General features: G+C 58.3%; 23 protein-coding genes and 1 other RNA gene. 6 read left to right on the plus strand and 18 right to left on the minus strand.

Annotated features, from left to right (window positions below):
• Positions 1-12: 12 nt before the first annotated feature.
• From fis to WA411_RS04805, 8 genes are all read right to left on the minus strand, one after another.
• A complete protein-coding gene (gene fis, locus WA411_RS04770; RefSeq protein WP_008170934.1) occupies positions 13-330 on the minus strand; it encodes a DNA-binding transcriptional regulator Fis in 318 nt (105 codons plus the stop codon).
• Entirely contained in the window at positions 327-1,325 is a 999-nt protein-coding gene (gene dusB, locus WA411_RS04775) for a tRNA dihydrouridine synthase DusB (protein WP_069182020.1), read from the minus strand. Before dusB ends, fis begins: the two co-directional genes overlap by 4 nt.
• Positions 1,326-1,549: 224 nt before the next feature.
• Positions 1,550-2,797, minus strand: a complete 1,248-nt coding sequence (locus WA411_RS04780; protein WP_291904336.1) for a DUF3426 domain-containing protein — start codon at positions 2,795-2,797, stop codon at positions 1,550-1,552.
• A gap of 61 nt (positions 2,798-2,858) precedes the next feature.
• Positions 2,859-3,755 (minus strand): 50S ribosomal protein L11 methyltransferase, encoded by an 897-nt coding sequence (gene prmA, locus WA411_RS04785; RefSeq protein ID WP_291904334.1) that lies wholly within the window; start codon positions 3,753-3,755, stop codon positions 2,859-2,861.
• Between the two features lie 2 nt (positions 3,756-3,757).
• On the minus strand, positions 3,758-5,104 hold the full coding sequence (gene accC / locus WA411_RS04790; RefSeq protein WP_069182017.1) for an acetyl-CoA carboxylase biotin carboxylase subunit: 1,347 nt from the start codon (positions 5,102-5,104) through the stop codon (positions 3,758-3,760).
• A gap of 18 nt (positions 5,105-5,122) precedes the next feature.
• Entirely contained in the window at positions 5,123-5,590 is a 468-nt protein-coding gene (gene accB / locus WA411_RS04795) for an acetyl-CoA carboxylase biotin carboxyl carrier protein (protein ID WP_291904331.1), read from the minus strand.
• A gap of 27 nt (positions 5,591-5,617) precedes the next feature.
• The gene (aroQ, locus tag WA411_RS04800) at positions 5,618-6,058 is read right to left on the minus strand and encodes a type II 3-dehydroquinate dehydratase (protein WP_069182015.1); all 441 of its coding nucleotides are present in this window, start codon (positions 6,056-6,058) and stop codon (positions 5,618-5,620) included.
• Between the two features lie 316 nt (positions 6,059-6,374).
• Positions 6,375-7,988: a diguanylate cyclase gene (locus WA411_RS04805; RefSeq protein ID WP_069182014.1), complete on the minus strand. Its 1,614-nt coding sequence runs from the start codon at positions 7,986-7,988 to the stop codon at positions 6,375-6,377.
• Positions 7,989-8,186: 198 nt separating this feature from the next.
• Here WA411_RS04805 and WA411_RS04810 point away from each other — a divergent pair, with 198 nt between their 5' ends.
• The gene (locus tag WA411_RS04810) at positions 8,187-10,187 is read left to right on the plus strand and encodes a bifunctional diguanylate cyclase/phosphodiesterase (protein ID WP_291904329.1); all 2,001 of its coding nucleotides are present in this window, start codon (positions 8,187-8,189) and stop codon (positions 10,185-10,187) included.
• A gap of 7 nt (positions 10,188-10,194) precedes the next feature.
• Positions 10,195-11,247 (plus strand): DUF2333 family protein, encoded by a 1,053-nt coding sequence (locus WA411_RS04815; RefSeq protein WP_069182012.1) that lies wholly within the window; start codon positions 10,195-10,197, stop codon positions 11,245-11,247.
• A 75-nt stretch (positions 11,248-11,322) separates the two neighbouring features.
• Here WA411_RS04815 and ppa read toward each other — a convergent pair whose 3' ends face one another.
• From ppa to rpiA, 3 genes are all read right to left on the minus strand, one after another.
• Positions 11,323-11,850, minus strand: coding sequence for an inorganic diphosphatase (gene ppa / locus WA411_RS04820; protein WP_069182011.1), 528 nt, complete (start codon positions 11,848-11,850; stop codon positions 11,323-11,325).
• Positions 11,851-12,323: 473 nt separating this feature from the next.
• Entirely contained in the window at positions 12,324-13,463 is a 1,140-nt protein-coding gene (locus tag WA411_RS04825) for an acyl-CoA dehydrogenase family protein (protein ID WP_291904326.1), read from the minus strand.
• A gap of 146 nt (positions 13,464-13,609) precedes the next feature.
• Positions 13,610-14,290: a ribose-5-phosphate isomerase RpiA gene (gene rpiA / locus WA411_RS04830; RefSeq protein ID WP_291904325.1), complete on the minus strand. Its 681-nt coding sequence runs from the start codon at positions 14,288-14,290 to the stop codon at positions 13,610-13,612.
• A 147-nt stretch (positions 14,291-14,437) separates the two neighbouring features.
• Here rpiA and ilvA point away from each other — a divergent pair, with 147 nt between their 5' ends.
• Both ilvA and WA411_RS04840 read left to right on the plus strand, forming a co-directional pair.
• The gene (gene ilvA / locus WA411_RS04835) at positions 14,438-15,973 is read left to right on the plus strand and encodes a threonine ammonia-lyase, biosynthetic (RefSeq protein ID WP_291904324.1); all 1,536 of its coding nucleotides are present in this window, start codon (positions 14,438-14,440) and stop codon (positions 15,971-15,973) included.
• A gap of 268 nt (positions 15,974-16,241) precedes the next feature.
• Entirely contained in the window at positions 16,242-16,403 is a 162-nt protein-coding gene (locus WA411_RS04840; RefSeq protein WP_008170953.1) for a hypothetical protein, read from the plus strand.
• Here WA411_RS04840 and WA411_RS04845 read toward each other — a convergent pair.
• From WA411_RS04845 to WA411_RS04870, 6 genes are all read right to left on the minus strand, one after another.
• Positions 16,385-17,020 (minus strand): 5-formyltetrahydrofolate cyclo-ligase, encoded by a 636-nt coding sequence (locus WA411_RS04845; RefSeq protein WP_291904323.1) that lies wholly within the window; start codon positions 17,018-17,020, stop codon positions 16,385-16,387. The genes WA411_RS04840 and WA411_RS04845 overlap by 19 nt on opposite strands.
• A 4-nt stretch (positions 17,021-17,024) precedes the next feature.
• Positions 17,025-17,206: non-coding RNA, 6S RNA (gene ssrS / locus WA411_RS04850), on the minus strand.
• Between the two features lie 62 nt (positions 17,207-17,268).
• Positions 17,269-17,565, minus strand: coding sequence for a cell division protein ZapA (locus WA411_RS04855; protein ID WP_069182006.1), 297 nt, complete (start codon positions 17,563-17,565; stop codon positions 17,269-17,271).
• Complete coding sequence (locus WA411_RS04860) at positions 17,565-17,771, minus strand: TIGR02449 family protein (protein ID WP_008170964.1); 207 nt, start codon at positions 17,769-17,771, stop codon at positions 17,565-17,567. The genes WA411_RS04855 and WA411_RS04860 overlap by 1 nt, the downstream gene beginning before the upstream one ends.
• A gap of 103 nt (positions 17,772-17,874) precedes the next feature.
• The gene (locus WA411_RS04865; RefSeq protein ID WP_291904320.1) at positions 17,875-19,149 is read right to left on the minus strand and encodes an ABC transporter permease; all 1,275 of its coding nucleotides are present in this window, start codon (positions 19,147-19,149) and stop codon (positions 17,875-17,877) included.
• Positions 19,146-19,862, minus strand: a complete 717-nt coding sequence (locus WA411_RS04870) for an ABC transporter ATP-binding protein (RefSeq protein ID WP_069182004.1) — start codon at positions 19,860-19,862, stop codon at positions 19,146-19,148. The genes WA411_RS04865 and WA411_RS04870 overlap by 4 nt, the downstream gene beginning before the upstream one ends.
• Positions 19,863-19,929: 67 nt before the next feature.
• Here WA411_RS04870 and WA411_RS04875 point away from each other — a divergent pair, with 67 nt between their 5' ends.
• Positions 19,930-20,451: a DUF3299 domain-containing protein gene (locus WA411_RS04875; RefSeq protein ID WP_136629832.1), complete on the plus strand. Its 522-nt coding sequence runs from the start codon at positions 19,930-19,932 to the stop codon at positions 20,449-20,451.
• Positions 20,452-20,476: 25 nt separating this feature from the next.
• On the opposite strand, the gene WA411_RS04880 is transcribed toward WA411_RS04875, so the two are convergent.
• Entirely contained in the window at positions 20,477-21,076 is a 600-nt protein-coding gene (locus WA411_RS04880; RefSeq protein WP_291904319.1) for a ZrgA family zinc uptake protein, read from the minus strand.
• Positions 21,077-21,212: 136 nt separating this feature from the next.
• Between WA411_RS04880 and WA411_RS04885 the strand changes: the two genes are divergently transcribed.
• On the plus strand, positions 21,213-21,812 hold the full coding sequence (locus WA411_RS04885) for a UPF0149 family protein (protein ID WP_069182002.1): 600 nt from the start codon (positions 21,213-21,215) through the stop codon (positions 21,810-21,812).
• Positions 21,813-21,821: the final 9 nt, after the last annotated feature.

Here is a 21,821-nt window from a genome sequence, read left to right on the forward strand (position 1 = left end):
AGGGTGTCTGGATTATAGCAGACCGTACTGCTTCAGCTTCTTGCGCAGGGTGCCGCGGTTCAGGCCCAGCATGGTGGAGGCCTTGGTCTGGTTGTTGCGGGTGTATTTCATCACCTGCTCCAGCAGCGGAGCTTCCACCTCGGACAGTACCAGTTGGTAGACCTCGGTCACCGGAGCGCCGTCCAGTTGGGCGAAGTAGTTTTTCAGGGCAACCTCCACGCTGTCACGCAGGGTGACGGTGTTGCCGCTGCTGTTCACCGTCTGCAACTGATGAATATCATCGTTGGCCGGGGTGCTCAGGTTATCGTTTGCCAAAGTCTCAGCGCTCATGCTGCGAATACCTCTCCATTTCGTAAGCCTGCAAAATACCGTTGAATCGTGTCTCTCTGCTCCAGCGCATCGTCGATGGCGTTGAAGCGCTTGCGGAACTGTTTACCCGGATCGTGGGATTGCAGGTACCAGCCCACGTGTTTTCTGGCAATGCGCACACCCATGGTCTCGCCATAGAAGGCGTGCAGTGCCTGGAGGTGCTCGGTCAGAATATCTTCGACCTCGTCCAGCTCCGGTGCGGCCATGTGGCTGCCGGTTTCCAGGAAATGCCGGATTTCCCGAAAAATCCAGGGGCTACCCTGGGCGGCACGGCCTATCAGCAAGCCATCGGCACCGGTGTGTCGAAGCACGTCCCGGGCTTTCTCAGGGGATGTAATATCCCCGTTGGCAAACACCGGGATGCTGATGCGGGATTTCACATCGGCTATGGTGTCGTACTCGGCGTTGCCTTCGTACTTGTCCGCACGGGTTCTGCCATGAATGGCAACAGCCTGAATACCAGCATCCTCCGCCATTCGGGCAACGACCAGTGCATTGCGATTGTCCCGGTCCCATCCGGTACGCATCTTGAGGGTGACGGGAATATCAACCGCCTGAACCACCGCCTCAAGAATGTCGCGCACCAGGGCTTCATCTTTCATCAGAGCAGAGCCGGCGGCCTTGTTGCAGACTTTCTTGGCCGGACAACCCATATTGATGTCGATGATCTGGGCACCGAATTCCGCATTCTGACGTGCGGCGTCGGCGAGCATCTGCGGATCACCGCCGGCGATTTGCACCGAACGGGGCTCCGGCTCACCCTGATGATTCAGACGTGTCCGGGATTTGCGCGTATGCCAGAGTTTGCTGTCCGCTATGACCATCTCCGACACCGCCAGACCGGCGCCCAATCTCCGGCAAAGCAGACGGAAAGGGCGGTCTGTTACGCCAGCCATGGGCGCAACAATCAAGGGGTTGGGCAAGGTGTACGGCCCGATTTTTGCCGTTGGCAGCATGATCTGAGTCCGTGTCACAGCGGGTTAAGCAAAGGTCGGGCTGAGCGGTTGTTCAATAAGTAACCGATCCAGCATCCGAAGGGCGGTAATGATACCGCCGGGTGGACCATGATTGAAGGGGCTGGGCGGTGAAAAAACTGATTATTTTTCGCCCTTTCTGGTTGACTTTTGTTCTGTGCGATGGCCGTCGGCCATCTCTGTCGAGTGAATACTTCCTGACTCGATCAGGGAGTGTGGGGGCGGAAGAGGATGTTGTAATTCACTGCGTCACGGCCCGGATCCCGAATGTTGATGGCAATGCGCACGGGGGTATCCGTGGGCATGGCTTCCAGCTCTCGACCCTCGCCGGCCAGGTATTCTTCGGGCGTGAACAGGCTTTGTGCAACAACATCGCCATTCAGGTTGGAAAAGGTCAGGGCAATGGCGGGGAACGGCTGCTCGAAGTCGGCCCGGTTGATGATCACGGCATCGACCACCAGTTGCGAGCGGTTATCCGGATCGGTCCGAACCACCAGTTTCCGGCTCTGTATCGCCTCAACATTGATCAGCGGTTTGAGCTCGCATCCGGCCAGTTCACACCCTTTTTCATAAAACGGCCGCAACTCGGGAATGGCCGACAGGCGGTCGAACTGGAACCAGGTGACCTGGGCGATCAGAACACCGATCAGGCCCAGCACAATGACACTCCATACGATGGTTCGAATGCCGCTCCCGCCCGAATCGACGGCAACGGGGTCGCGACGCAGGTCCCGGAAGGGTGGGTCGGCATGGAAGGTGTCGGCCGGTCGATCCGGCTCATCGAAATCGAAACCGGATTCCTCCACAAAGTCATCGAAAGGATCAGGCTCTTTGGCGGTCCGGTCGCCCCGGGAAGCGGGTGTTTGGGTCTGCTCGAACACCGGTTCTTCCTCGAGGCTTAACTCGTGGTCGGGTTCCCGTCTGGTTTGTGGCTCGAACGCTGGCTCTTCGGGCTCGGGCTCGGGTTCGGGCTCCGGTTCTGGCCGCTCTGCAGCAGACGGCTTCCGTTGCGCTGGCTCGTCATCCTGCAGAATGGCTTCGGCCCAGCTTTCATCCACATTCTCGTCGGAACTGTCAGTCTCAGCGTCTTTGTAGTCTGCTTCGTCGCGCTCGTCGAAGCTGCGGAAGCTGTCGCTGAGCTCGTCATCGGAAAAGGTCAGCTTTGTGCCGGCGTACCGGCCTTCCGCCGCATCCTCTTCCGGGTTGTCAGCAAAGACAAAATCTTCCTCGCTGACGCCGGAGCCGGCCGGTGATTGGGTGCCCGCCGGTTGCTCGGGGCTGGGTTGGGTTCGTGGTTTATCGCCGCCGGGAATAACCTGGTGTTCGATGGCGTTGAACACTTTCATGCAGTTCCCGCAGCGTACCTTGCCCTTGGCAATGCCAAGCTGTTCTTCGGTTACCCGGAACCGGGTCTGGCAATTGGGGCACTGTGTCTGCAGGCTGCTCTGGGTCATGCTTCTTCCTGAAAGCGACTGGGCTACGAGTGTCGGAGTTTAGTCGTTAAGACCGGTTTCGTCATCTGTCGTTGCGCCGTCCTGTGAGGCGTATCCACTCTTCCCGCTGTTCGGGCTCGTCCATTACGAACCAGGGCTCGTAGGCGGCCATCACTTCCCGGGCCTGGCTTGACAAAATGCCGGATAGCACGAGGTCGCCGCCGGGTCTGGTCCGGGAAGCAAGGTGAGAGGCAAGGCCGATCAGAGGCTGGGCCAGGATATTGGCGAGCATGATGTCCGCTTTGGTCTCGGGTTCGTCTTCTGGCAGAAACAGGTCCAGCTTGCTGTCTTCGACACCATTACGCCGGGCGTTTTCCCGGCTGGCTTCCAGGGCCTGTGGGTCGGTATCAACGCCAATAACATGGTCGGCGCCAAGCAGCAGGGCTGCCAGGCCAAGAATGCCGGAGCCGCAGCCATAATCGATGACCTGCTTACCCTGGGCGTCCTGGCCATCGAGCCATTCCAGGCACAGGGCTGTGGTCGGATGGGTGCCAGTACCGAAGGCCAGGCCGGGGTCCAGCATCAGATTCGCGGCATCCGGGTCCGGAGCGTCATGCCAGCTGGGCACGATCCAGAGTCGCTCGCCGAATTTCAGGGGCTGAAAATCGTCCATCCAGGCCCGCTCCCAGTCCTTGTCCTCAACCAGCGTTACTTCGATTTCCGGCAAGGCCTGCTGGGTCTGCTGGTGCCAGGCATCCCGGATATCGGCGCAAAGCTGTTCGATATCCCGATCGGAGTCGAATAATCCGGTGACGGTGGTCTGGCTCCAGAGAGGGGTGGTGCCCGGGTCGGGCTCGTACAGGGGCTGGTCGGCGGCATCCTCCATGGAGACGGCGTCGGAGCCCATCTCCATGAGCAGATCTTCCAGCTGATCCGCGTTGTCCGGATCAGCCGGGATCTGGAGTTGTATCCAGGGCATGTTTAATCCCGCATCAGTTTCTCAAGGTAGTGGATGGTGAAGTCTACCTGTTTAAAGCCACCATCGCGTACCAGTTTCCGATGCAGAGGCTGGTTGGTCTTGATTCCCTCGACCACCAGTTCGTCCAGCGCGTTTTTCATCCGGCGCCGGGCAATGTCTCGGTCGTCGCCCCAGGTGATCAGTTTGGCCACCAGGGAGTCGTAATAGGGCGGAACCGTGTAGCCGCTGTACAGGTGGGAATCCACCCGCACTCCATTCCCGCCAGGCGCATGGAAATGCTTGACCTTTCCAGGGCTGGGGATGAAAGTTTTCGGATCTTCGGCGTTGATCCGGCACTCCATTGCGTGCCCGGAAATCCGGATGTCGTCCTGGGTGTACTGCAGTGGCAGGCCGCTGGCGATGCGTAGCTGCTCACGCACGATGTCCACGCCGGTGACCATCTCGGAGACGGGATGTTCCACCTGGACCCGGGTGTTCATTTCGATGAAATAGAACTCGCCGTCCTGGTACAGGAACTCGAAGGTGCCAGCGCCCACGTAGCCGATTTCCTTGCAGGCATCGACGCAGGCCTTCAGGGTGCGCTCCCGGGATTCCTGGTTGATGTTCGGGGCCGGGGCTTCCTCGATGACCTTCTGGTTCCGGCGCTGCATGGAGCAGTCGCGGTCGCCCAGATGGATGCAGTTGCCATGCATGTCGGCCAGAACCTGAACCTCCACGTGGCGCGGAGCTTCCAGGAATTTCTCGAGGTAAACGGTCGGGTCGCCGAAGGCGTTCTTGGCTTCACTCTGGGTGATCTGGACACCTTTTAACAGGGCCGCCTCCGAGTGCACCACCTGCATGCCGCGTCCGCCGCCGCCAGAGGCGGCCTTGATCATCACTGGATAGCCGATTTCGCGGGCAATTCTCAGGGTCCGCTCTTCGTCGTCATCCAGCGGGCCATCCGATCCCGGCACAGTCGGAACACCGGCCTTGATCATGGCGTTGATGGCAGACACCTTGTTGCCCATCAGCCGAATGGTATCGGCCTTGGGGCCGATGAAGCGGAAGCCGCTCTTTTCAACCTGTTCGGCAAAATCGGCGTTCTCGGCAAGGAAGCCGTAGCCGGGGTGAATACCCACGGAATCGGTTACCTCGGCGGCGCTGATGATGGTCGGGATGTTCAGGTAGCTGTCGGTGGCGCTGTTGGGGCCAATGCAGACCGACTCGTCAGCGAGGCGCACATGCATCAGGTCGCGATCGACCTGGGAATGAACTGCCACGGTCTTGATACCCAACTCCTTGCACGCGCGCAGAATCCGGAGGGCAATTTCACCCCGGTTTGCGATCAGAACTTTCTCTAACATGGCCATGAGTAGCTATCACCGCGTTCAGGAAATGACGACCAGGGGCTGGTCAAACTCAACCGGCTGGCCATTCTCGACCAGGATGTCCTGGATTGTGCCGCTCTTGTCGGCCTCAATCTGGTTCATCATCTTCATGGCTTCCACTATGCAGATGACATCACCCACGTTGACCGTCTGGCCAACTTCCACGAACGCCTTGGCGGTGGGCGACGGCGAGCGATAGAACGTGCCGACCATGGGGGATTTTACAGTGTGTCCGGACGGACCCGCTGGCGCTGATGGCTCTTCAGTCTCCGGGGCCGACGCCGCAGGGGCCGGAGCTGGCTGCTGTGCAGGCGCCGGGGCCGGGTAATGACTTACGTACTGGGCGCCGGCGGCCGGCTCGCGGCGGCGGGAGATACGCACCGAATCGTCCGCCTCGTGAATCTCCAGCTCCTCGACGTCGGATTCCTCGAGCAGCTCGATCAGTTTCTTGATTTTACGAATATCCATAGTCAGTCCAGTCCCGTTTTGTCAGGTCTATCGGTGAATGCGTGTCAGGGCCGCCTGGAGTGCAAGATCGTACCCCTGGCTACCCAGCCCACAGATAACGCCTTCGGCGATATCCGAGAAATAGGAGTGATGCCGGAACGGTTCCCGTGCATGCACGTTGGAAAGATGCACTTCAATAAAAGGAATTCCCGAAGCCAGCATGGCATCCCGAAGGGCAACGCTGGTGTGGGTGAAAGCGGCTGGATTGATGATGATAAAGTCCACGCCTTCTGCCCGGGCCTCGTGAACCCGTTCAATCAGTTCGTATTCGGCGTTCGATTGCAGATGCAGCAGATGGTGCCCGTGCTCCGCCGCCTGTGAACGCAACCGGTCGTCGATGTTTGCCAGCGTCTCGTAGCCATAGACCTCTGGCTCGCGTGTGCCGAGCATGTTCAGGTTGGGTCCATGGAGTACGAGAATTGTCGACATGGTTCTGTCTGCCTTGGTGTCTTTTTACAGGATCGCCGAATTTAACGGCATGTTCCCCCAATGGTGCGTGCTTGTTTTGTTCAGATCAACACTTTTTGACAATCTTCCCTGTTGTCCATTGGTCGTAAAAAAGACGGCAAATGAATCGAAACGGGATCTTTCCGCTGATGACAATCATTGTCGTGAACGGAGGATCTAACTTCTATACGACGTTGGTTTCATAAAAGGTAGCAGCCGGGCAGGGACTCAGCCATGCCCGACCGAAATTTGTTCTGGAAGGTCTGCGCGGGGGGATGCGGGCCGGAACGGCCCGGAATCAGGTGTCGGCCAGAGTCACGCAGTTGCGGCCCAGTTCCTTGGAGCTGTAGAGCGCCCGGTCTGCCCGCTCGCACAATGCCTGGGAAGTGTCGTCATCCCAGGCTGCGATTCCGCAACTGAAGGTGACGTTGAATTCCCGGTCGCCGGCGGGCTGCTGGAGCTCCGAGAACCGCTCCCGGATTTCATTGAGAACGTTCCGGGCATCGCTCGGGCGGGTGTTGGGCAGAATAATGGCGAATTCCTCACCGCCATACCGGCCGATGTGATCGGTTTTGCGCAGGCGCTGTTTGAGGAACATCGACAGGCTTCGCAACACACGGTCGCCGATCGGATGGCCAAAGGTGTCGTTTACCTTCTTGAAGTAATCGATGTCGATCATCGCAAAGCACAGTGGTTGCTCTTTCTGGCGAGCCCGCACAATCTCCTGGTCCAGCAGGTGTAGCGTGTGAGTGTGATTGAACAGGCCAGTCAGGCTGTCACGGATCATCAGTGCCAGTAGAGAGCGGGCGCGGCGGCCACGGTTGTGGATGGTGGCTATCAGGTGTTTCGGGTCGATTGGCTTGGTCAGGAAATCGTCGCCCCCCAGACTCATGGCATGGAGCTGTTTGCTGACGTCTTCCTCTGCCGACAGGTAAATAATGGGGACGCTGTGGAAGCGATCCTGTTGACGGATGACACGGGCGATCTCCATCCCGGTGCAGCCCGGCATATACATGTCGAGGATGATGATCTCCGGGGAGAACTCTTCCAGCGCGTGGATGATCTGCATCGGGTCGGTGATGATGTGGGCGGTCATGCCAGCCTTTTTCAACACCGTTTCCATGTACTTGGCCTGGGCCCGGGAGTCGTCCAGAACAAGAACCTTGTAAGGCTCCACGGTATTGCCGTGGGTATAGGTTTCGATCTTCTCGATCAACTGGCCCGGATCGACGGCGGGATAGAAGAACTCTTCCCCGCCGCACCGTGAGGCCTGCAGACGGGTTTCGATGGAGCCATCCTCATCGCTCATGAAGATGATCGGGATGGGCGTATCGTGACGTTCCTGCAGGTGTTCGATGGTGGTAATGCCGGCGTTGGGAGAACCGCCGAAATTTACGTCCACCAGGATGGTCTCGGGCTTGTGGAGTGCACAGGCTTCGGTCAGTTCATCGGCGTTGGCAAAGGCCGAAGCCCGAAACCCGAAAAACTCCAGTTGCCGGATGAGGCGGCTTGCCATTTCCTGGTTGGCCAGAGCAATGTAGACCGGGGTGCGGCGAAACTGGTGAGGCGCCTCGGAACTATTGCGGTCCGTCCTGCGCAGGGTGCTCTGGGAGAGGGTTTCGATGGCATCCTGGAGCTGTCGCTCAAGGCCTTCGTCCAGTGCCGAACCCGGTTCCCACTGGTTGATCAATTCCAGCGTGGTTTGCCCGGCCCTGGCGTGACTTTCCATTTCGAAGCGCTGGGCGTAACGCACCAGCTTGTCGGTGGCAGCGGCAAACTCGTTGCGATGGGCGGCGGCCTTGTCCCGGTCTTCGTGAATTTTCTGCCAGGTGTCCAGAACAACCCGGGCCTGGGTTGTTACACGGCGTGCGAAATGCTGCCTGAGTTTTTCTTTCTGGCTTTCGTCGTTCATGTGGCTCGGGCCTGTCTCTTTTTCGTTATTGGTCGTCCTTCCCCGGTGCGGACGATTTTTCAACCTTAGTCTTTTTGCAGAGTCTATAGTGTTTAATGTTGTCGGCGTAGGTTGCGCTATGTAAATGTTTGTCAACTCTGCGGTGCAGGTCACAAACACCTGGCCGGCTGGCTCACAGCCAATCCGGAGAAGCTCCCCATGGCACGGAAGCAAATCCTCTTGAAACGCAGGCAGCAGGGTGTGGTTACTCTGCGAACAATGCTTCTGGTGTTGACCGGAGGTTTGCTGGTAACCCTGCTGGTTGCGGTTTTCATTACCAGCTTCGGGTACTTCCGGAATTATGTCTCCGATCAGTTGGCCGGCCACGCCCGTGACGGGGCTACGGCCATCGGATTGTCACTCTCCAACGCCATCGATGGCCGTGACCCGGTGGCTTCAGCGTCATTGATTGATGCGGTGTTCGACAGTGGGCGATACCTGTCCGTCAGCTACCTGAATCATCAGGGTGAGCAGGTTGCCGGGCGCGCAATGACTCTGAACAAGGTCGCTGTGCCGGCCTGGTTCCGCACTTTTGCGGATCTACCCCTGCCGATCGCCGAGGCAGCAGTGGTCCGCGGCTGGAGCAGACTTGGCACGGTTCAGGTAATCAGCCACCCCGGTCGGGCCTACGAAGACCTTTGGCGAATCACCATTGGTCTGACTGCCAGTACTGCGGTTATTGGCGGTATTGGACTCTTTGCGGTTTTCCTGCTGCTTCGCCGGACCCTGCGGCCGCTGCATGCTCTTGAGGATCAGGCCAGGGCCCTGGGCCAGAGGGATTTCAGGAAGCGGGTGTCGATCAAGTCGACCCGTGAAATAAACCAGGTCACGGACGCCATGAACCAGATGGCGGGTGATCTGGGCCAGCTTTTCGAGGGCCAGGCCAAACTCATCCAGCACCTGCGGCGGGTCAATAACGAGGATTCGGTCACCGGGCTGGCCAGCCGGGGTGCCTTTGACCAGCGCCTGAAAGTCGAAGTGGAATCCGAGGAAAAGGCCGCGCCCGGGGTTCTCATGCTGATTCAGCTGGCGGATTTTTCCGGGTATAACCAGGCCTATGGCCGGAGCGAAGCGGATCGGCTGCTGCTAAGAGTGGCCACCGTGATTGCAGAGTTCGTCAGGCAGCATGCCGGATCGTTTGCCGGTCGACGAACCGGTGCCGAGTTTGCCATTTTCCTGCCTGGTGTCATGCCGGCCGACGCCGGTGTCTGGTGTCGGCAACTGGTAAATGATCTCGACGGGGTGTATTCGGATCTTGCCTCACCCATGGATACAGCCGTGCATGCCGGGCTGGCGAGAACGCTTGAGGGCCGCGGGGCCCGCGATCTCATGGCTGCTGCGGACGAAGCCCTGCGGACCGCCCAGAGTAGCAACGGCACGGGCTGTCACCTGGCGGATCCCGAGAAGGATGGCCATCACAATCTGGAGACCTGGCGGGTAATCATCAGTGAGGCGATCCGTCGACAGACACTTTCGCTCTGGCTCCAACCCATGGTCCACGAAGGTCGTCTCATGCCGGTTTATCACCAGGTGTTCTCCCGCATTGATTCCGTTGAAGGGGCCCTGAAGGCAGGTACCTTTGTGCCCATGGCCGAGCGCTTCGGCCTGATTTCCGATATTGATCGACTGTTGGTACAGCGGGTACTGGATCGTTTGAAAGACCTGCCCGATCAGCCACTGGCCGTCTCGCTTGGCAATGCGTCCGTGGCCAGCGAGGCCTTTCGTACGGACTTGCTTGAACAACTGGGGCAGGCCGGTTCTCTGGCCCGAAATCTCTGGATAGGTATCTCCGAACAGACCATTCACCATCACCGCACGGCAGTGGGCCTGCTGGTCAGGGCGCTGGGGCGCCTGGGGGTGCCGGTACTGGTAGACCGCTTCGGCGTTGGTGGCGTGCCATTCAGTTATCTCAGAAATCTGAGGTTTCAGGGCCTGCGTATCGATAACAGTTTCATCCATGACATCGACACCCACGAGGATAACCGCTTCTACATAGAGTCCGTTGTGGCCATCGCACACAGCCGCGGCGTGAAAGTGTTCGCTACAGGAGTGGAAACAGCCGCGGAATACTCGGTACTCTGTAAGCTGGGTGTCGACGGAGCCATGGGTTACCATCTTGGTCGGCCGTTTGCCGCTGATAATCAACAGACAGGGGATTAAGAGTCATATGCCAGGCAAAATCAGACAGTACTTCAAGGACAAGAAAGACGATGTTCAGGATTATGCCGGTGGCAGCGGCGTGATCGGCAAACTGATTCTGGCGCTGGTTGTGGTCTACCTGCTGGTGGCTTTGGTGCTTGGCATGTTCTGGAGCAGCGAGCCGGAAACTTTCTCGGTGCGCGAACATACCCGGTCGGTGGCCAACTCCATGGAAAGGGAACCCATCACCGGCTTCGCCACCACGGTGACCATGATTCGAATTGGCGAAACCCTGCTGGACAAGCCTGGTGGCTACATCTCCAACGACGTTTTCCCTCCCGGGCTTTGGCTGGACAACATGCCCAACTGGGAATATGGCGTGCTGGTTCAGCTCCGTGACCTTTCGCGTGCCATGCGCAAAGATATCAGCCGCTCCCAGAGTCAGTCGGCCGAGGATCAGGATCTGGTCATTGCCGAGCCCCAGTTCCACTTCGACAGCGAGAGCTGGGCCATTCCCTCAACAGAGGCTGAGTACCGCCGGGGTATCACCGCTTTGAAGCGCTATCTTGATCGTCTGTCGAACCCGGAACAGGCTGATGCCCAGTTTTTCGCGCGTGCAGACAACCTGAGTAACTGGCTGGCAGACCTGGAAACCCGGTTGGGCAGCCTCTCCCGGACTCTGGGGGAAAGTGTGGGCAAAGCTTCCGTTTCTGATGCCGTGGTGAATATGGATGCGGGAGATCCTCTGGCTGAAGAAACCACGGGAGAAGATATCAAAACGCCATGGACCAAGATTGACGATGTGTTCTATGAGGCCCGAGGCAGTTCCTGGGCGCTCCTGCACATCTTCCGGGCGATCGAAGTGGATTTTCGCAAAGTTCTCCAGGACAAGAACGCCATGGCCAGCGTACGGCAGGTCATTATCGAGCTTGAGGGTGCCCAGGGCGAAATGTGGAGCCCGGTAATTCTGAATGGCAGTGGCTTCGGCGTGCTGGCCAATCACTCTCTCACGATGGCCGCTTACCTTTCACGGGCGAACTCGGCAATCAGTGATATGCGGGATCTGCTGTCCCGGGGTTGAGGTCAACGGGCTTCCAGCCAGACATTAAAAAACCGGGCACAAGGCCCGGTTTTTTAATGCCACGAAAAGTCCGGCTCAGCCTTTGTAGGCGTTCACGGAATCTACGATGGCTTTCCTGGCGGCTTCTGCGTTATCCCAGCCTTGCACCTTCACCCATTTGCCCGGCTCGAGAGTCTTGTAGTTCTCGAAGAAGTGCTTGATCTGGTCGCGCAGCAGCTCCGGCAGATCGGTGATTTCCTTCACATCGTGGTAGGTAGTGGTCAGCTTGTCGTGGGGTACCGCTACCAGCTTGGCATCACCACCGGCTTCGTCTTCCATGTTCAGAACACCCACCGGACGGGCACGGATCACGGAGCCGGCCTGCACGGGGTAGGGTGTGACCACGAGTACGTCGAGGGGGTCACCGTCGTCGGCCAGGGTGTGCGGGATGAAGCCATAGTTGGCCGGGTAGAACATGGGGGTGGCCATGAAACGGTCTACCAGCAGGGCGCCCATGTCTTTGTCCAGTTCGTACTTCACCGGGGAGCTGTTGGCCGGGATTTCGATGGCAACGTAGATGTCTTCCGGCGGGTTCTTGCCTGCGGGGATGTTGTCGAATTGCATGTGCGATCCTTCCTGGTACGTTAACGGTACGTTTAACTGCGGTTAAAAAGTGGGCGCAATTATACGGGAGTATCCTGCAGTTCGAAACTAAACCTTGGTCGTTGAGTTTGGTGCAAGCGGCTATCTGGCGGGACCTTCCGAAAAACGCCCGTGAATACGTCCATGTAGGGCTCGGTCGCGCCATCCTTGGCGCTCCACGTTTTCGGAAGGTCCCGCCAGATACCCGCCCGAACCTTTGAGGAAGGCCGCTGAAGTAAGCCCGAAACCAAGAACGCATTATTTAGCATGAGGGCTGCACCGGGTTCGAACGGGGCGTGTCAGTGGCTTTTCCAAAACTGTAGAGGGCCATGGATGGCCCGAAACAAGCGCACATGGACGTGCTCGTAGCGTGTTTTGGAAAAGCCACTGACATGCCCCGCCCCCGAAATTGGCAAGCTGGGGCAGGGCTCAAAGGCCGGTGAAGTAAAGGTAGATTAAAGCTTGATCTGCTTGGCTATAAGTTCCTTCATGATCTCGGTGGTGCCGCCGCCGATGGAGAGAATTTTGGCGTCACGGTAGAGGCGCTCGACGACGGTTTCACGCATGTACCCCATGCCACCGAACAGCTGCACCGCTTCCCGGGTGACCTTTTCGCAGACATCCACCGAGAAATTTTTGGCCATGGCCACTTCCTTGATGGGGTTCTTCCCGGCCTGCATCAGGGCCGCGCAGCGGTAGGTGTATTCACGGGCTACGTCGATCTGGGTGGCCATGTCCACCAGTTTGTGGCGGGTCACCTGGAAGCCTGCAATGTTGCGGCCGAATGCCTTGCGTTGCTGGGTGTATTCCAGTGCTGCCTCGTAGGCGAGTTGGGCGGTCATATAGGCCATGATGGAAAGGCTCAGGCGCTCGGCCAGAAAGTTGCTCATGATGGCGATGAAGCCGGCGTTTTCGGCGCCGATCAGGCGGTCGGCAGGAACCCGGCAGTCCTCGAAAAACAGCTCTGCGGTATCGCTGGCCCACCAGCCCATTTTGCGCAGTTTCTTGCCGGTGGAGAAACCGGGCATGTCGCGGTCGATGAGTAACAGGCTGATGCCACCGTGGCCCTCGCCGCCGGTGCGCACGGCAACGGTGTAGTGGTCGGCGCGCATGCCGCTGGTGATGAAGGTTTTGCTGCCGTTGACGATGTAATGGTCTCCATCGCGGACCGCTCGGGTTTTCAGGTTGGCGACATCGGAACCGCCGCCGGGTTCGGTCACTGCCAGGGCGGCGATTTTTTCGCCGCGCAGAACCGGCGGCACGATTTTTTCCCGGACTTCCTTTTTCGCCCATTTGGCGACCGGCGGCAGGCCGATATCCAGGGAGCCCAGGCCGGCCACCAGGCCGCCGGAGGTGGAACGCATCAGTTCTTCAGACACAGCCACTTTGAGGAAAATGTCGCCTTCCCCGATGCCACCCAATGCTTCGGGAAAACCAATTCCAAGTAGGCCTGCATCCCCGGCTTTTTTGTAGAGATCCCGGGGAAATTCGCCCGCTTCTTCCCAGTCGTCGATGTGGGGCAGTACGTGGGTTTCGATGAACTTGCGGGCGGTCGCACGGACCTGATGGTGGGTTTCGTTGAAGTAGTCGGACACGGTGGAGCTCCCTCTGATCGGAATCAATGCAGGGCAGTTTCGCCGAAAAGCTGCTACCAAGCAAGCGCTTGGTTTATGATCTTCCAGGCAATAAAAAAGCTGGCCCGAAAGGCCAGCTTCGACAATCGAGCAGTGATAGAAATCGGTCAGGCGCCCTCGCTGGAGATAGTTTTCACCCCGTCTTTGGTGCCGAGCAGCAACAGATCCGCGCGCCGGCGGGCGAACAGGCCGTTGGTGACCACGCCAACAATGTTGTTGAGCTGCTCTTCCACCCGGATCGGCTGGGAAATATCCATGTTGTGGACATCGATGATGATGTTGCCGTTATCGGTGACAACCCCCTCACGATAAACCGGGTCGCCGCCCAGTCTTACAATCTCCCGGCCAACATGGCTTCGGGCCATGGGGATGACCTCCACGGGCAGGGGAAAGGCGCCAAGGATACCAACCATTTTGGAGTCGTCGGCAATGCAGATGAACGTCTTGGCCACCGCTGCCACGATCTTTTCCCGGGTCAGTGCGGCGCCGCCACCCTTGATCAGTTCCAGGCGTTCGTTGGTTTCGTCAGCGCCATCCACGTAGAACTCCAGCCCACTGACGCTGTTGAGATCATAAACCGGGATTCCGTGGCTTTTCAGGCGCTCGGCGGTCGCTTCTGAGCTGGCGACGGCGCCGTCGAATTCGGTTTTCAGTTCCGCGAGCATGTCGATGAAGAAATTGGCCGTGCTGCCAGTGCCCACACCGATCACGCTGTCGATATCCAGGCGAGGGGCGATGTAGTCAATGGCGGCTTTGGCGACGGCTTTTTTCAGTTCGTCCTGGGTCATCTGGGGCTCCGGCTGCAAATCAGGTTGGATTTAGGCGGATTATAACGCTTAAGCACCCTCTGCTTATAGACGGCTGCCGTGCAAACTTTCTACACTGTGGGTTTTTCTCAGCCAGCCATCACACACCAACCAAAAGCCGGAACTGCTATGCCGCAACGCTACATCAAGAAGATTCTCGATGCGCGCGTCTATGACGTGGCCATCGAAACACCCCTGACTGAAGCCCGTAGTCTGTCAAAGCGCTTTGGCAACAATATTCTGCTCAAGCGTGAAGACCTTCAGCCGGTGTTTTCCTTCAAGATTCGCGGTGCCTACAACCGGATTGCGCAGCTTTCCGAGGAGCAGAAGGCCAAGGGCGTGATCTGTGCATCTGCTGGCAATCATGCCCAGGGTGTGGCGCTGGCGGCCAAGAACCTCGGTATCAAGGCGGTAATTGTAATGCCGCAGACCACGCCGGAGATCAAGGTGCGTTCGGTGCGTGACCATGGTGCCAAAGTGGTCCTGAAAGGCGACGCCTTTGACGAAGCCGCTGCTCACGCCCAGGAGCTGATCCAGAAACACGGCTACACCTACATCCCGCCCTACGATGATCCGGATGTCATTGCCGGTCAGGGTACGGTGGCCATGGAGATCATGTGGCAGTTCAGCAAGCCGATTCACGCGATCTTTATTTGCGTTGGTGGCGGCGGTCTCATCGCTGGCATGGCTGCTTACATCAAGTACCTGCGTCCGGAAATCAAGGTGATCGGCGTTGAGCCGGAGGACTCCAACTGTCTGCAGGCAGCCATGAAGGCCGGCAAGCGGGTAGTGCTGGACGAGGTGGGCATCTTTGCCGATGGCGTGGCGGTCAAGCAGATCGGCAAGCATCCCTGGGAAATCTGTAAAGACTACGTGGACGAGGTGATCACCGTATCCACCGACGAAATCTGCGCCGCCATCAAGGATGTGTTCGAGGACACCCGCTCCATTGCCGAGCCGGCCGGTGCCCTGGGTGTGGCGGGCATCAAGAAGTACATCGAGCGGGAGAAAGTGGAGGGCGAAAACCTGATTGCCACCCTCAGCGGTGCCAACATGAACTTTGACCGCCTTCGCTACATTTCCGAGCGTACGGAAGTGGGCGAGAAGCGCGAGGCAATCCTGGCAGTGACCATCCCGGAAAAGCCGGGTGCCTTCAAAACCTTTATCAACGCCCTGCACAAGCGCAGCATCACCGAATTTAATTACCGCTACGCGGACGCCACCAATGCCACCATTTTCGTGGGCATCCAGATCGCAGCGGGCGGCCACGGCCGTGAAGACCTGGTGCAGGATCTGCGGGAGAACGGCTATTCGGTCGTCGATCTGACTGACAGCGATCTGGCCAAGCAGCACATTCGCCACATGGTGGGCGGTCATGCGCCGACTATCACCAACGAAAAAGTGTTCCAGTTCGAATTCCCGGAGCGCCCGGGGGCGTTGCTGAAGTTCCTGATGTCGCTGGGTACCCGCTGGAATATCTCCATGTTCCATTACCGCAACCACGGGGCGGCCTACAGCCGCGTTCTGCTGGGAGCCCAGGTAGATGACGATGAAGTGCAGGATTTTGAGAAGATGCTCGATAAGGTCGGTTTCCGCTATGAAAACATGACGGATAATGAGGCTTATCAGCTGTTTCTTGGGCAGGGGAACGCGCGTTCAGGTTAACTCTGGGTAGGTCAGAGTTTGGCAGGGCTTTCCAAAACTGTGCGGAGCCATGGATGGCGGAGCCAAGCGTACAGGGAGGTATCCACAGCGCGTTTTGGAAAGTCCTGTCAGACCCTGGCCGGTCCCTCACTTCAAAGCTTACTGAATTTTAATCTGTCAAAAATTGTAAAAGCGCAGATAGGTGTTAGTCTTTCTTCTGATTCTTGAAGTCAAGAATAGCTGACTGATTTCCCGACACTTTTAAAGCGCATTTTGAGGAACTGAAGCCATGGGCGGCAAGCCTGACATCATCAAAGCCATTGTGCTGATTTTTGCCATCGGCCTTGTGATTACTGGTTTCACATCCATCCACGCCTCTGAAGACAAAGACGCAAGAGCGGCCAATCTGGTCGGCTCCGTTCAGGTCATGAATCAGCCGCTGAACCGGTAACGTCGTTTATCGGTCACCACGCTGTGCAGGGGCACGTCCCAGGGCTCTGTTGGCAGCTTTTCCACTTTTTGAAAATCATGGGCCAGGCCAATCAGCTTCGGCGCCAGCCTTGGTCGTATCCGGCTGAAGGCGAACGTTCTGTCGTAGAAGCCCCCACCCATTCCCAGTCTTCCGCCCTGTTCGTCAAATCCCACTAACGGAAACAGTACCGCATCCAATGCCCAGGCCGGGCGTCGCAGGCCTTTGCTGAACGCCGGCTCGGGTATGCCAAACCGGTTCGCAGTGAGCTCCACGCCGTCGTAATAGGGGCTGAAAACCAGCCTGCCTTCATGGATCGGATGCAGTACCGGGAGGTAGAAACGGATGCCTTTGCGGCGGGCGATATCCAGGTAGACGTGGGGATCAATCTCGCCGTCATTGGGCAGGTAAATGGCAATATGCCGGGCGCGGTGAAGGTCCGGATTCTTCAGCAGGTTGAGTGCGAGATACTCGGCGGCCTGTTGCTGTTGCTCGAAACTCAGCGCACGGCGATGCTTTCGCAGGTGCTTGCGAAGTTCACTGCGTGAGAAGGTGTCAGGATGGGTCTGGAACGGTTGAGGCTCGATAAACTGGCTCAAAATAAAGCTTCCCGGGCTGCCGTTATCGGATGTGGCCCTTGAACCCAGAGTTCAAGGTCGGTGGCCGCTGTGACATATTAGGCTTTCCCCTGTCGGGGACGTGCTCACAATGCCCTGAAGTAGCCACCTGGGTAGTGCGCATCGGCTCGAGGACGTATCCGACTATCCCGAACAGCCCAGGAAGTTGGTTCTATTATACGGGCAGTGGCGGGGCCGATTGCAACACCTGTCTCCGATTCTCTGCCGATTCAGCGGCCCGAGCCGTCACCCAGGGCACCGTCGAGTTTACTGTCCATGGCACGCAGCAGCGTGCTGGTGGCGTCCGACATGGTGTCCCGCTCGAGCAGTTCGTGGGTAATGTTCAGAGCTGCCATAACGGCAATGCGCTCGGTGCCGAACACCTTGCCGCTGGCACGGATTTCGCGCATTTTGCTGTCCAGGTGGCGGGCAGCCCGCAGCAGTGCTTCCTGCTCTTCTTCCGGGCACGCGACCAGGTATTCCTTGTCGAGGATCTTCACCTCAACCGTGGTGGATTGCTGTGCCATCAGTGATGCTCCAGGGCCCGAAGGCGGCTGATCATAGCTTCGATCTTGTGCTTTGCGTGATCGTTCTTCTGCACCAGCTGGGCCCGTTCCCGGTTCCAGTCATCTTGCAGCTCCCGCAATGTGGCGTTGTCCCGCTCAAGTTTCTGACAGCGCTCAATCAGCCTGTCCAGCTTGTCCGCTAATGCCTGTACTTCGGACTGTTCCATGACGTGCCCAGCAGTGGTTTGAGGTAATTGCAACTAACTATAAGTGTGGACGCTAAGTCGGTCAATTTACAGGCTTGTCATTGCGTTCCCTGCGTGATGCGCATCACTGATCTGCGGGTTCGCCAAAGCCCAGCCGGCGGCTCTGGCGCCAGGTGCTGAAGGCCGGTACGAGCGCCACGATGAAGGCTGCGATTGGCACCGAAGCGAGCAATGCCCATTCCTCGGAAGTCAGCGGACGCAGCGCGATCTGCAGGCCATAGTTGGCCAGCAGCCATGGGCTTGCCAGTGAGACGCCTGCCATACCAATGGCAAGGGCCAGCACGCAGGCCGCGACAGCAAGGGCAACACATTCAATGATATATAGCGAGGCGATCAGCGCTGGAGATGCACCGGTAGCTCTGAGTACGGCAATTTCGTGGGCCCGTTGCGCCTGTATGGTTAACAGAACAGCGATGAGTCCAATCAGGCTGGTAATCACGACGAATACGGTGATGCCCAGCAACGCCCGCTCGAACTGGCCCATCAGCCGCCAGAGCTCGCTCAGCGCAACGCCAGGTAGTATGGCTGACAGCGGCTCACCGGCGAACTGGTTGATTTCCCGTTGTATCCGGAAGGTCAGCACCTGTCTTTCGATGCCGATAAACGCGGCGGTAATGGCATCGGGGGTGAAATCACGGCCTTCCGCCTGCTCCCGGGTAATTGTCCGGCCCGGAATGGCGACCCCGGATTCCCAGCCCACGTGCATGGCCTCCATGCCATCCAGACCAATGTAAACCGCCTGGTCCACCGGCGTGCCGGTGGGCGCCAGTATGCCGGTAACCGTAAACGGCGTGTCTTCATGGTTGGAGAAGCTGGTTCTGCCGCCACCATGGGACAGTATGATTTCTTCGCCCACCTGATGAGCCAGCGACCGTGCTACGCCTGCGCCCAACACAACATCAAAGACCCCTTCAAACCACTGGCCCTCTGCCAGTTCAAGCGGCAGATCCCGGCCGTAACGGAAGTGCTTCAGAAAGTTCTCGTCGGTAGCGACCACTCGATTGCCCCGGTAGCTGTCTCCAAGGGAAATCGGAATCAGCCACTCGAGGCGAGAATCATCCTTCAGGCTCTGGTAGGTAGACCAGCGAATGTTGTTGGTGGCATCGCCAATATGAAACACGGTGTACAGCAGCAGGTTTAGCTGACCGCTGCGGGCGCCGACGATCAGGTCGGTGCCACTGATGGTGCTGGTGAAAGACTGTTTGACTTCGGTACGTAGGTACTGGATGCCCAGTAGCAAGGAAACACTCAGGGTAAGCGTCAGGCACACCAGGGCCAGTACCTTTTTCCGGTGCCACAGGCTGGCCAGGGCCAGTGTCAAAGCAAGGCGTGCTTTCATGTCCGGTTACCCCGCAGTTCCAGCTGATTACCGAAATGGCGGGCGAGGGACTGGTCGTGACTGACGAACAGCACGGAGGTGTTATGCCGGTGGGCAAGGTGCAGAAGCAGTTCCAGAAACCGGTCACGGTTGTCAGCATCCAGCGCTGAGGTGGGCTCGTCCGCGAGAATCAGACCCGGCGCGCCAATCAGTGCCCGGGCGGCTGCGATCCGCTGTTGCTGGCCAATGCTCAGCCTGGTGACTTTTCGCTGCCAGTGATCTTCGGGGATCGACAGGGCGGCAAGCAATCTCTCAGCTTCCTCTGCGACCGTCGGTTCGGTGTGCTGTTTGCGCAGTTCAGACAATCCGCAGGGTAAGGTGACGTTGGCTCGGGTCGTCAGGTAAGGCACCAGATTGAACTGCTGGAAGATAACACCCAGATGGTCGGCGCGGAATTGGTCCCGGGCGCCGGCGCCGAGCCGGTGAATGTCGGTATCCAGTATCCGCACTGAGCCGGCGTGGGGCCGAAGCATGCCCGCCAGGAGGCTCAGGAGTGTGCTTTTGCCGCTGCCGCTGGGGCCGTGTAGAAACAGGTGCTCGCCGCGCTTGAGGTTGATATCCGGAAAACTGAGGGGTGCCTGTGCCGGGTCCCAGGAAAACACAAGCCCGCTGACGTCAATCGCGGTTGACGTACTTCGGGAACTGTTGCTGGTTGAGTCTGTCTTGCTGGTCATGTTGGTTGCTGTCTGCCCGGTGTATGATGGCGGTTTCCCAGTTTCCGTATCAGGAGTTTGTGGTCCAATGATGTTTGCCCCGGCGCGTTCGCGCTTTGCGCTGCCCTCGATCACTGCGCTTGTCCTGGCGCTCTTGCTCCCGGCAGCCAGTCAGGCCGAAACCAGGGAAATCGACTGGCTCGAGCTGATGCCTGCCGAGGACCTGGCGCTGCTGGAGAATATGCCAGAGATTGAACACGAGGGCGATGGCCCGCCGCTGCTGCCGGACGAGATCATGACCGGCCGGGTTGTGCCGGAAATGGGCGACGTGGAGGGGCGCATCCCCGGCTTTGTGGTGCCCCTGAAAACAACCGAGGACATGCGCATCCTGGAGTTCTTCCTGGTGCCTTACTACGGCGCCTGTATTCATGTGCCGCCACCACCGCCGAACCAGATCATTCACGTGAAGTACAAGGAAGGTTTCACCCTTGAGGCCCTGTACGATCCGGTCTGGATCGAAGGCAAGCTGGTGATCGACCGCACCGAAAATGACATTGGCACCTCGTCCTATTCGATGGTTGCAACGAATGTTGAGCCCTATACGGAGTAGGGCTCGCAAAACTCTGTCCTCTGCCTTATTGGCCCTTCAGGCTGAAACTGCTTTCTGGCTGTTCGAGGCGCGTTGATCCCTGACCTCCTGACCACACCCACTGGACACCGAGATCTTCAATCTCGGGAAAACGCTCGGTGAGGGGAATCAGCAGCGCTTCTGCGGATGCCAGTCCGGTGCAATTCAGAACCTGGGTCACTTCGAAATCCGAGTGGCCGTATCCTTCCGAATGCTCGTGTTCGTTATGCTCGTGGTGGTCGTGTCCATTACTGTCATGGCCATGGTTGTGGTGGTCGCCAGACCCATCTCCAGCCTCATGATAAACCTCAGCGCTCGCCACCTTGCAGCTGGCATCTGGCGTGTTGATCAGCGGTGTGCGCTCGAGCCATTCTTCGGTTTCCTTGACCAGGGCCTTCTGGTCGTCTGTCCGGGCGCGGTGTTCGAATCCGAGCAAGTTGTAGGCGGGCGACGTGAAAATCAGATCGATCTGATTGCCATCCAGTGCTACCTGCAGTTCGGCATGACCATGTTGGTGAGCTCCCGGATTGTCGCTGGCATTCGCGCTAAGGGCCATCAGAGCACTGCTGGTAGCCAGAAATACGGCGTTGAGTTTTGATCGCTTCATGGCAGGAAGTTCCACGTTAATTGATATGTTATAACATATTGTTCTCTCGCCGGTTAAAAATCAACAGGCAGTGCCTTGAGGGCGCCTGAATGCTAAAGTAGGCGTCTAATCCACCAACACAGGATTCGCCTGTTTCATGTCAGAAACCGACACTTCCGGTGCTGCCCGCGCCGCAGAATTCGAGCGCTGGGCCAACGTTTTTACCGCTCACAAGGCATTTAGCCACCCATCCGAATTGCACGGTGCGCTTTGTGGTCGCCTGGCGGCCGGATCCCGTATCAATGAGCCGGAGTGGCTGGCCATGGTATGTGAGCACATGGGCCTGGCTGAAGACGCAGTCGAGGAGTCTGACGATCTCGCTCCGTTCATGAACAGGGCCTACGAGCAGACACTGGAGCTCTTGAAATCAGCAGACATGAGTTTCCATCCTTTGTTACCGGATGACGACTACGCCATTGAGCAGCGCCTCGAGGCCCTGGTTTCCTGGGTGCGGGGATTTCTCGAAGGCATGGCATTGTCAGCAGGTGAATCGCTGGGCCAGGCACCGGATGAGATCCGGGAGCTGATCGAGGATATGGTCGCCATCAGTCAGTTGTCCGACGAGGAAGAAGCGGACGACGAAAGCGAGCAGCAGTTGCTGGAGATTACCGAGTACATCCGGCTTGGGGCGCTTGCCGTCTTTACCGAATTCAACGCCCCCGAACCGCCGAAGTCTGATTCGCCGACCCTGCACTGAGCAGGGTCC

The organism is Marinobacter sp. CH_CUG1437-1 (genome assembly GCF_037029655.1).
Classification (GTDB): Bacteria; Pseudomonadota; Gammaproteobacteria; order Pseudomonadales; family Oleiphilaceae; genus Marinobacter; species Marinobacter salsuginis.

What these genes read in the sequence shown, in the direction of transcription:
- accB (WP_291904331.1), bottom strand. Translation starts at nt 5,590, where the DNA reads ATGGATATTCGTAAAATCAAGAAACTGATCGAGCTGCTCGAGGAATCC.
- WA411_RS04885 (WP_069182002.1), top strand. Translation starts at nt 21,213, where the DNA reads ATGTCAGAAACCGACACTTCCGGTGCTGCCCGCGCCGCAGAATTCGAG.
- fis (WP_008170934.1), bottom strand. Translation starts at nt 330, where the DNA reads ATGAGCGCTGAGACTTTGGCAAACGATAACCTGAGCACCCCGGCCAAC.
- WA411_RS04840 (WP_008170953.1), top strand. Translation starts at nt 16,242, where the DNA reads ATGGGCGGCAAGCCTGACATCATCAAAGCCATTGTGCTGATTTTTGCC.
- aroQ (WP_069182015.1), bottom strand. Translation starts at nt 6,058, where the DNA reads ATGTCGACAATTCTCGTACTCCATGGACCCAACCTGAACATGCTCGGC.
- WA411_RS04875 (WP_136629832.1), top strand. Translation starts at nt 19,930, where the DNA reads ATGATGTTTGCCCCGGCGCGTTCGCGCTTTGCGCTGCCCTCGATCACT.
- WA411_RS04870 (WP_069182004.1), bottom strand. Translation starts at nt 19,862, where the DNA reads ATGACCAGCAAGACAGACTCAACCAGCAACAGTTCCCGAAGTACGTCA.
- WA411_RS04860 (WP_008170964.1), bottom strand. Translation starts at nt 17,771, where the DNA reads ATGGAACAGTCCGAAGTACAGGCATTAGCGGACAAGCTGGACAGGCTG.
- rpiA (WP_291904325.1), bottom strand. Translation starts at nt 14,290, where the DNA reads ATGACCCAGGACGAACTGAAAAAAGCCGTCGCCAAAGCCGCCATTGAC.
- dusB (WP_069182020.1), bottom strand. Translation starts at nt 1,325, where the DNA reads ATGCTGCCAACGGCAAAAATCGGGCCGTACACCTTGCCCAACCCCTTG.
- WA411_RS04865 (WP_291904320.1), bottom strand. Translation starts at nt 19,149, where the DNA reads ATGAAAGCACGCCTTGCTTTGACACTGGCCCTGGCCAGCCTGTGGCAC.
- prmA (WP_291904334.1), bottom strand. Translation starts at nt 3,755, where the DNA reads ATGCCCTGGATACAACTCCAGATCCCGGCTGATCCGGACAACGCGGAT.
- WA411_RS04815 (WP_069182012.1), top strand. Translation starts at nt 10,195, where the DNA reads ATGCCAGGCAAAATCAGACAGTACTTCAAGGACAAGAAAGACGATGTT.
- WA411_RS04805 (WP_069182014.1), bottom strand. Translation starts at nt 7,988, where the DNA reads ATGAACGACGAAAGCCAGAAAGAAAAACTCAGGCAGCATTTCGCACGC.
- WA411_RS04880 (WP_291904319.1), bottom strand. Translation starts at nt 21,076, where the DNA reads ATGAAGCGATCAAAACTCAACGCCGTATTTCTGGCTACCAGCAGTGCT.
- WA411_RS04780 (WP_291904336.1), bottom strand. Translation starts at nt 2,797, where the DNA reads ATGACCCAGAGCAGCCTGCAGACACAGTGCCCCAATTGCCAGACCCGG.
- accC (WP_069182017.1), bottom strand. Translation starts at nt 5,104, where the DNA reads ATGGCCATGTTAGAGAAAGTTCTGATCGCAAACCGGGGTGAAATTGCC.
- ilvA (WP_291904324.1), top strand. Translation starts at nt 14,438, where the DNA reads ATGCCGCAACGCTACATCAAGAAGATTCTCGATGCGCGCGTCTATGAC.
- WA411_RS04855 (WP_069182006.1), bottom strand. Translation starts at nt 17,565, where the DNA reads ATGGCACAGCAATCCACCACGGTTGAGGTGAAGATCCTCGACAAGGAA.
- WA411_RS04810 (WP_291904329.1), top strand. Translation starts at nt 8,187, where the DNA reads ATGGCACGGAAGCAAATCCTCTTGAAACGCAGGCAGCAGGGTGTGGTT.
- ppa (WP_069182011.1), bottom strand. Translation starts at nt 11,850, where the DNA reads ATGCAATTCGACAACATCCCCGCAGGCAAGAACCCGCCGGAAGACATC.